Source organism: Agromyces binzhouensis (assembly GCF_004135055.1).
Taxonomy (GTDB): Bacteria; Actinomycetota; Actinomycetes; order Actinomycetales; family Microbacteriaceae; genus Agromyces; species Agromyces binzhouensis.
In genome coordinates this window covers 1-8,894 of record NZ_SDPL01000099.1, presented here as the reverse complement: position 1 = coordinate 8,894, position 8,894 = coordinate 1, and the positions used below count along the sequence as shown (strand labels likewise).

Annotated in this window: 6 protein-coding genes; 3 read left to right on the top strand and 3 right to left on the bottom strand. The window is 69.4% G+C overall.

All coding sequences use genetic code 11. The annotated features are described in order from the left end of the window. Positions 1 to 281 precede the first annotated feature (281 nt). Positions 282 to 1,004, bottom strand: a complete 723-nt coding sequence (locus tag ESO86_RS07030) for a VIT1/CCC1 transporter family protein (RefSeq protein ID WP_129234259.1) — start codon at positions 1,002 to 1,004, stop codon at positions 282 to 284. 262 nt (positions 1,005 to 1,266) lie between these two features. Between ESO86_RS07030 and sucC the strand changes: the two genes are divergently transcribed. Then, positions 1,267 to 2,433, top strand: coding sequence for an ADP-forming succinate--CoA ligase subunit beta (gene sucC, locus ESO86_RS07025; RefSeq protein ID WP_129234258.1), 1,167 nt, complete (start codon positions 1,267 to 1,269; stop codon positions 2,431 to 2,433). Positions 2,434 to 2,450: 17 nt separating this feature from the next. Then, positions 2,451 to 3,359 (top strand): succinate--CoA ligase subunit alpha, encoded by a 909-nt coding sequence (sucD, locus tag ESO86_RS07020; RefSeq protein WP_129234257.1) that lies wholly within the window; start codon positions 2,451 to 2,453, stop codon positions 3,357 to 3,359. 104 nt (positions 3,360 to 3,463) lie between these two features. Here the strand turns inward: sucD and ESO86_RS07015 are convergent, their stop codons facing one another. Continuing rightward, complete coding sequence (locus tag ESO86_RS07015) at positions 3,464 to 4,840, bottom strand: prealbumin-like fold domain-containing protein (RefSeq protein WP_129234256.1); 1,377 nt, start codon at positions 4,838 to 4,840, stop codon at positions 3,464 to 3,466. Between the two features lie 298 nt (positions 4,841 to 5,138). Continuing rightward, positions 5,139 to 7,829 (bottom strand): prealbumin-like fold domain-containing protein, encoded by a 2,691-nt coding sequence (locus ESO86_RS07010; RefSeq protein WP_129234255.1) that lies wholly within the window; start codon positions 7,827 to 7,829, stop codon positions 5,139 to 5,141. Between the two features lie 240 nt (positions 7,830 to 8,069). Between ESO86_RS07010 and ESO86_RS07005 the strand changes: the two genes are divergently transcribed. After that, positions 8,070 to 8,624: a hypothetical protein gene (locus tag ESO86_RS07005; protein WP_242492250.1), complete on the top strand. Its 555-nt coding sequence runs from the start codon at positions 8,070 to 8,072 to the stop codon at positions 8,622 to 8,624. The last annotated feature ends 270 nt before the right edge of the window (positions 8,625 to 8,894 follow it).

Here is an 8,894-nt window from a genome sequence, read left to right as displayed (position 1 = left end):
TACACTCTTCCCTACCACGCTCTTCCGATCTCTCGACGACCTCGCCGACCGACACGACGTCGACGTGCTCGCGGTGGCCCGCGACGGCGCACTGCTCGCGACCCCGGGCTGGCCGCGGCGCGCGGGCGTCGCCGGAGCATGACTCGGTCGGCTGGGTCGGGAGGCGTGAGCCCTACGAGAGCTCGTCGGCCTGTCGCAACCCGGTCGGGGTGAAGGTGCCGCGCCAGCCCGGATAGCGCCAGCCCGAGATGCCGACCCGAGCCTCGGCCACGGTCGGCCGCCTAGACCGCCCCGCCGAGCAGGGCGCCGATCGCCCAGGTGACGGCGAGCGCGAGTGCGCCGCCGACGACGACCCGGGTGATCGCCCGCATCCGGGGCGCGCCGCCGATCCATGCCGCCAGCCAGCCCGTGATCGCCAGGGCCACGATGACCGCGACGAACGTCGTGGCGATGCGCCACTCCGGGGGAGGGAGCAGGATCGCGAGCATCGGGAGCACCGCGCCGATGAGGAACGACGCCGCGGACGCCCAGGCGGCGTGCCACGGGTTCACGACGTCGACCTCGGAGATGTGCAGCTCCGCCTCGAGATGCGCGGCGAGCGCGTCGTGCTCGGTCAGCTCGCGCGCGACGCGGTCGGCGGTCTCGGCCGACAGGCCCTTGCCGCGGTAGATCGCGGCGAGTTCGGCGAGCTCCTGCTCGGGCATCGTCTCGAGCTCGCCCTTCTCCTTCGCGATGAGCGCATGCTCGGTGTCGCGCTGGCTGGAGACCGAGACGTACTCGCCGAGGCCCATCGAGATCGCGCCGGCGATCACCGACGCGACGCCCGCGATGAGGATGGCGGCGATGTCGGTCGTCGCCGCGGCGACGCCGACCACCAGCGCGGCGACCGAGACGATCCCGTCGTTCGCGCCGAGCACTCCCGCGCGCAGCCAGTTGAGCTTCTCGTGGACCTTCCCGTCGTGGGGATCGGTGCGGTGCACCGGTTCGGCCGTGGCATCCGTCATGGGGGCAGTCTCGCAAAGCGGAGAGTCGCTCGCCAGCATGGTGAGGCTCACCTGAGCGGCCGCGCCACCGGACCGCAGCCGCAGGTCGCCCCGCACGACGGGCAGCCGACCACGGGTTCGGCGGCCCGTCGCCGACGGAGTAGCATGGTCGCGGCTCGACTTATCTCGACATCGAGGTATCTTGACGTCGAGACTCTCACAGCCGGGCCTCTCACCCACCCATCCCTGCGCGCAATCCGCGCGGAACGATAGGAAGCAGAGCGTGGATCTTTACGAGTACCAGGCCAGAGACCTCTTCGAGAAGTACGGAGTGCCGGTGCTCCCGGGCATCGTCGCCGACACCCCCGAAGACGTGCGCGCCGCAGCCGAGCAGCTCGGCGGCGTCGTCGTCGTCAAGGCGCAGGTGAAGACCGGCGGCCGCGGCAAGGCGGGCGGCGTCAAGGTCGCCAAGAACGCCGACGAGGCGGAGGAGGCCGCGAAGGCGATCCTCGGCCTCGACATCAAGGGCCACGTCGTCAAGCGGGTGATGGTCGCAGGCGGTGCGCGGATCGCGCAGGAGTTCTACTTCTCGGTGCTCCTCGACCGCGCGAACCGCTCCTACCTCTCGCTCACGAGCGTCGAGGGCGGCATGGAGATCGAGCAGCTCGCCGTCGAGAAGCCCGAGGCCCTCGCCCGCATCGAGGTCGACCCGGGCACCGGCATCAGCCCCGAGAAGGCCCGCGAGATCGCGGTCGCCGCGAACTTCCCCGCCGAGCTCGTTGACAAGGTGGCCGACGTGTTCGTCAAGCTCTACGACGTCTACACGGGTGAGGACGCGACGCTCGTCGAGGTCAACCCGCTCATCCTGTCGGAGGACGGCGAGGTCATCGCCCTCGACGGCAAGGTCACCCTCGACGAGAACGCCGAGTTCCGCCACGCCGGCCACGCCCTCCTCGAGGACAAGGCCGCCGCCGACCCGCTCGAGGCCAAGGCCAAGGAGCTCGACCTCAACTACGTCAAGCTCGACGGCGAGGTCGGCATCATCGGCAACGGCGCGGGCCTCGTCATGTCGACGCTCGACGTCGTCGCGTACGCCGGCGAGAACCACGGCGGCGTGAAGCCGGCGAACTTCCTCGACATCGGCGGCGGAGCGTCGGCCGAGGTCATGGCCAACGGCCTCTCGATCATCCTCGGCGACCCGCAGGTGAAGGCCGTCTTCGTGAACGTCTTCGGCGGAATCACCGCGTGCGACCAGGTCGCCAAGGGCATCGTCGGTGCGCTCGCCGAGCTCGGCTCCACCGCGAACAAGCCGCTGGTCGTGCGCCTCGACGGCAACAACGTCGCCGAGGGCCGCCGCATCCTGGAGGAGGCGGCGCACCCGCTCGTCACCCTCGCCGAGAACATGGACCAGGGCGCCGACAAGGCCGCCGAGCTGGCGAACGCCGCGTAAGACAAGGACAGCGAACCGTGACCATCTTTCTGAACAAGGACTCCAAGGTCATCGTCCAGGGCATCACCGGCGGCGAGGGCACCAAGCACACCGCGCGCATGCTCGCCGCGGGCACCCAGGTCGTCGGCGGCGTGAACGCGCGCAAGGCCGGCACGACCGTGCTGCACAAGACGAAGGACGGCGCCGACGTCGAGCTGCCCGTCTTCGCGTCGGTCGCCGAGGCGATCGAGGCGACCGGAGCCGACGTGTCGATCGCGTTCGTGCCGCCGGCCTTCACGAAGGACGCCGTCATCGAGGCCATCGACGCCGAGATCCCGCTCCTCGTCATCATCACCGAGGGCGTGCCCGTGCAGGACTCGGCCGAGTTCTGGGCCTACGCCAAGGAGCAGGGCGGCAAGACCCGCATCATCGGCCCGAACTGCCCCGGCATCATCAGCCCCGGCGAGTCGCTGGTGGGCATCACCCCGGCGAACATCACGGGCAAGGGCCCGATCGGCCTGGTCTCGAAGTCGGGCACGCTGACGTACCAGATGATGTACGAGCTGCGCGACCTCGGCTTCTCGACCGCCATCGGCATCGGCGGCGACCCGATCATCGGCACGACGCACATCGACGCGCTCGCCGCGTTCGAGGCCGACCCCGAGACCAAGGCGATCGTCATGATCGGCGAGATCGGCGGCGACGCCGAGGAGCGCGCGGCCGACTTCATCAAGGCGAACGTGACCAAGCCGGTCGTCGGCTACGTCGCGGGCTTCACCGCCCCCGAGGGCAAGACGATGGGCCACGCGGGCGCCATCGTCTCGGGCTCGGCCGGCACCGCGCAGGCGAAGAAGGAGGCCCTCGAGGCCGCAGGCGTGAAGGTCGGCAAGACGCCGTCCGAGACCGCCCGCCTGCTGCGCGAGGTCTACGAGGCGCTGAGCGCGTAACCGAGCGGATTCCGCGGCCGGGCGCTCGACGCCCGGCCGCGTTCCACGGGAAGGGCCCCGCCGGCATCGCCGGCGGGGCCCTTCCCGTCAGTCGCCTCCTCGGCTCACGGGTCGATCACGATGGTGCAGACGACCGTCCGCGGCTCGAGGTCGTCGATCGTGATGCTCGGGTCGTCCATCATGTCGCCCAGCGACACGGTGTCGGAGCCGGCCACGTCGCACTCGATGCTCGAGAACGTGCCGCCGTCCACCTGCGAGTCGACGCTCACGGTGAGGTTCGTGAGCGGGACGTTGGTGAACGTGACGGTCGGGTCGTCGCTGCAGTCGGTGTCCTGGACCACGGTGGCGGTCTGCGGGTTCGAGCTCGTCACCGCGTAGCCGCTCGGCACCGTCTCGGTCACCTCGTAGTCGCCGGAGTCGATCGCGGCGATGCAGGCGCGTCCGTTGTCGTCGGTGGTCACGACCTGGCCGCCCGCCGGCAGCGAGCCGCCGGTCACGGTGAAGTCCACGCCGGCCTGCGGGTGGTCGCCCGGTCCGTCGGCTGCGTGCTTCGTCGTCTTCTCGATCACGAGCGCACCGCAGTTGTTGATGCCGGTGGGCACGGGTGCGATGTAGTCCTTCATCGCGGCCGTGAACGAGTCGGAGGACCGGCTCTTCAGGTACGCGCTGCCGAACGCCACGCAGTCGTCGCCGACGATCGCGGAGAAGTTCACCGTCGCCTCGCCGAACGTGCGCGCCGAGATGTCGCCCAGGCCGTCGGCCTCGGCGGCCGGGATCGGGCTGGTGTTGATCGATCCGGTCGCATCGCCGGCTGCGGTCAGGCTCTCACGGACGCCCCAGCACGGGGTGCTGTTCGCCGCCTCGCAGAGCGACTTGTCCCCGGACGCGACCCACGTCGAGAGGAACAGCTCCGGGTTGGTGCCGCCGTTGGCGAGGTCGTACTGGATGAGCAGGTCGCCCGCGGTCCGCTGCGGCGTCACGCCGTTGCCGGAGTCGACTTCGGACTGGTTGAACTCGAAGTCCATGTTCGTGGTGCCGGTCGGGTCCTGCACTCGGTGCCAGAACAGGTGCAGGAAGTCGTCTCCCGCCGTCTCCTCCAGGTAGAGCCCGAAGTTCTTCAGGTCGGACTTGTTGGGCGGGATGCTGCCCGTGACGGGCGAGGGCACGGCCGTGTCCTCCTTGGAGCCCTGGCCGAACGAGTCGTCGCCGGTGCCGGATTCGACATCCGCCTTGATGACGTAGCTCACCGACGCCCAGTCGTCCCATCCGCCGTTGTCGACCCTCAGGTTGGCGTCGGAGTCGATCTCGAAGTTGCTCCCGTCCAGGCTGATGATGCCCGCGGGGTTGACCGCCTGGGCCGGCCCGCCGATCACGACGGCGCCGACGAGGGCGAGGAAGCCGGCCCCTGCGGCGCCGCGCAGACACCGCCGCCGGAACGCGGCACGTTCTTCGGGCGTTCGGATTCGGGTTGTGTGGGGCATGATCGCCTCCGGTGTCGCAGTTTCGTCCGGTCCGGGCGGGCCGGGCGGTCCTCTGCGGGCGGTGGGCGGACTCGGGTGATCCGCAACGGCGCGTCCGGCGTGGTGGGTAGGTGCTTCACCGGGCGTGCATCGCGCCGTAGGGGTCTCTCACGCCATTCCGCACGTTACTCGCGAGCGCGCGTGCCCGGAACTGTAAATGAGGAATACTCAGTACCCCAGATCGGGGGGGGGCGTGGCGAGGGTCCCGCCGGCGATGCCGGCGGGACCCTCGGGATCAGGTTCGAGCTGCCTCCTCAGCTCACGGGTCGATCACGATGGTGCACACGACCGTCCTCGGTTCGAGGTCGTTGATCGTGATGCTCGGGTCGTCGATCGCGTCCGCGATCGCGACCGAGTCGGAGCCGGCCACGTCGCACTCGATGCTCGAGAACGTGCCGCCGGGCACCTGGGAGTCCACGCTCACGGTGATGTTCGTGAGCGGGATGTTGGTGAATTGCTTCACCGCGCCCGCGTTCGCGTCGGAGCAGTCGTCGGCCGACGCCTCGGCGACGTTCGCCGTCTGCGTGCCCGGAACCGCCATCACGTACCCGGCGGGGATCGACTCCTCGACCGTGTAGTTGCCGACCAGGCCGCTCACGACGAGGCCGGTGTAGCAGGCCACGCCGTTCGCGTCGGTCGTGACCGTCACGCCCTCGGCCGGGAGTTCGCCACCGGTGATGGTGAAGTCCACGCCCTCATGCGGGTGGTTCACGCCCAGGCCGTCGGCCGCGTGCTTGCGGTCCTTCTCGATCCGGATCGAACCGAGCTCGCGGTCGTCGTTGAACGTGCAGGTCACGGTCTCGCCGGGCGAGAGCCCGATCGCGCTCGGATCCGAGCCGTCGTCGCACGTCGCGCTGACCAGGTTCCAGAAGTCCGGAATCGTCTCAGCGACGTCGTACGTGCCGGGGTCGAGGTTCGAGAACGTCTGCGAGTCCTTGCCACCCGCGCCCGCGGCGGTCGTCGTCAGCGTGAAGGGCGACGGCGAGAGCGTCGTCGAGGTGAACTCGAACGATCCGCTGCCGCTGTCGGTGATCTTCTCGACCACGATCGACCCGAAGGCCCGGTTGGTGTAGGTGCAGTCGAGGACGTCCTCGGCGTCATCGATCGTGAACGTCACGAGCTCGTCGACGATGACCGGAGTCACGCCGCTGCTCTGGCTGCAATCGACGTCGATGAGCTCCCAGCCCGGAGGCAGCGCGCCCTCGGCCACGGTCAGGCCGGTGCCGAACAGCACGTCGCTGTACGTCTGCTGCTCGCCGTCCTTCAGCGAGAACGTCGGATCCGTCGCGCCCGACAGCGTCGAGAACGCGGTCGAGTAGTCGAAGGACGTGTCACTCGCGTCCGGGCTCGGCTGCGTGACCTTGCGAACGATCACGGTGCCGCCGGTCTGGTTGCCGTAGGTGCAGTCGAGCACGTCGCTGGCATCGTCGATGTCGAACGTCACGGTTGCTCCCACGATGTTCGGCGAGACACCCGAGCTGGCACTGCAATCCAGGTCCTCGAACGCCCAGCCCGCCGGCAGCGAGTCCTCGGTGATCGTGTACCCGGTGCCGAGCAGCACGTCATCGTAGGTCTGGCTCTCGCCGTTGCCGAGGCTGAACGACGGGTCCGTGCCGTTGGTCAGCGTGTCGAGCACCGTCGAGTACCCGAAGCTCGCATTGCTCGGATCCGGGTCGGGGTCCGTCACCTTGCGGACGATCACGGTTCCACCGGTCTCGTTGTAGTAGGTGCAGTCGACGATGTCGGAGTTCGCGTCCAGGTCGAACGTGATCGTGCCGGTCGCGACATCCGTCAGCGGAGTCACGCCCGTGCTCGCCGAGCAGTCGATCGAGTCGAGCTTCCAGCCTGCGGGCAGTGCCGCGAGGTCCTCGGTGACGGTGAGGCCGCTGCCGATGAACACCTGGCTGTAGTCCTGCGATTCCCCGTTCTTCAGGCTGAAGGACGGGTTCGTCTCGGTCGGCGTCTCGAAGTTGCCCGTGGTGTACGAGAACGACGAGTCGCTCGGGTCCGGACTCGGATCCGTCACCTTGCGGATGATCACCTGGGCGCAGCTGTCGATGCCCGTGTCGAGCGGAGCGATGAAGTCCTTCATCGCCGCCGTGAACGAGTCGGACGAGCGGCTCTTCAGGTAGGCGCTGCCGAACGTCACGCAGCCGTCGCCGACGATGGCCGAGAAGTCGACCGAGGCCTCGCCGAAGGTGCGAGCCGAGATGTCGCCGAGCCCTTCGGTATCGGCAGCGGGGATCATCGAGGTGTTGATCGAGCCGGTCGCATCACCCGCGGCCGACAGGTTCACGCGCGTGCCCCAGCACGGCGTGCTGTTGGCGGCCTCGCACTGCGACTTCGGTCCGCTGGCGACCCAGCGGGAGAGGAAGAGCTCGGGGTTGGTGCCGCCGTTGGCGAGATCGTACTGGATGAGCAGGTCGCCGTCGGTGCGGACCGGGGTGACGCCGTTGGCCGAGAGCGTCTCGGACTGGTTGAACTCGAAGTCCATGTTCGTCGTGCCGGTCGGGTCCTGGACGCGATGCCAGAACATGTGCAGGAAGTCCCCGCCCGGGGTCTCCTCGAGGTACGTGCCGAAGTTCTTCAGGTCGGACTTGTTCGGCGGGATCGAGCCGGAGACGACCGACGGGACCTCGGTGTCCTCCTTGGAGCCCTGGCCGAACGAGTCGTCGCCGGTGCCGCTCTCGGTGTCGGCCTGGCGGGCCTCGTTGACGTTGGCCCAGTCGAGGGAGGGCGGTGTGGCGTGATCGACCTTGAGGTTCGCGTCCGTGTCGATCTCGAAGTCGCTCCCGATCAGGCTCACGTCGCCGTGAGCTGCGAGAGCGGGCCCGCCGATGAACGCGGTCGCTCCGAGCGCGAGGATGCCGGTGACCGCAGCGGCGCGTAGACATCGCCGCCGGAACGTGATCCGTTCCTCGGGCGTTCGGATTCGGGTTGTGTGGGGCATCATCGCCTCCGTGTCGCAGGCTTCATCCGGTCCGGGCGGGCCGGACGTCTCCGCTGCGGGCGGTGGGCGGACTCGGGTGTCCGTCTTCGGCGCGTCCGGCGAGGCGGGTAGGTGCTTCGCCGGGCGTGCATCGCGCCGTAGGGGTCTTTCACGCCAATCCGCACGTTACTCCGAAAGTTGAGGAAATCTCTGGTCCCCACTTGGGGGGTATCTCCTCCGACCGCGTGCGACGATGTCGGGATGAGCGAGACGTCCCGATCGGCGGGTTCCGAGGACTCCGGGCCCCCGGCCGCCACGAAGGCCACTCCGGCCCACATCCTCCGCACGAGCTTCGTCACCGAGGAGTCCGTCTACGGCGTCATCCTCGTGTCGGGAATGATCGTCGTCGCGGGCGGGCACGGGGAGAGTTCGTGGCGGGTGTTCTGGACCGTCGTCATCACGGTGCTCGTCTTCTGGGCCGCCCACGTCTACGCCGGGACCGTCGCCCACCACGGCTTCGACGACCACCGCATGGTCGGCCTCGGCGAGGCCTTCCGCGGGGCGATGCGCCGATCGTTGGGCATGCTCGTCGCCGCCCTCATCCCGTCGTCGATCCTGCTCCTCGGCGCTGCGCGCGTCGTCCCCGACCTCCTGGCCATCTGGACCGCGCTCTGGGTCGGCGTGCTCGTCCTCGCCGTCCTCGGCTTCATCGCGTTCCGGCGGCGTGGCGCGAGCCCGGTGATGCAGGTCGTCGGCGCGCTCGGCACGGCCGCCTTCGGCGTCGCGATGATCCTGCTGAAGGCGATCGTCCACTGAGGCGGATGCCCCGGGGCGGCGTGTCACGGGACCATCGTCTTCCCCCGGACTCCGGCGGTCGATATCGTCGGCAGCGTGGCCGACCGGGGGAGTGGTGCGCAGATGACCGATTCGACGAGTCCAGACGACGACCTGCGCCTGAGGATCGCCGAGCTCGAGGCCGAGAACGCGCGACTGCGCGCCGACGCCGCCGAGACCCGCGACCTGTCGGCCGACGTCGCCGCCGCGGCATCCGCCGGACCCGAACGGCCGAAGCGCCGCCGCGGACGG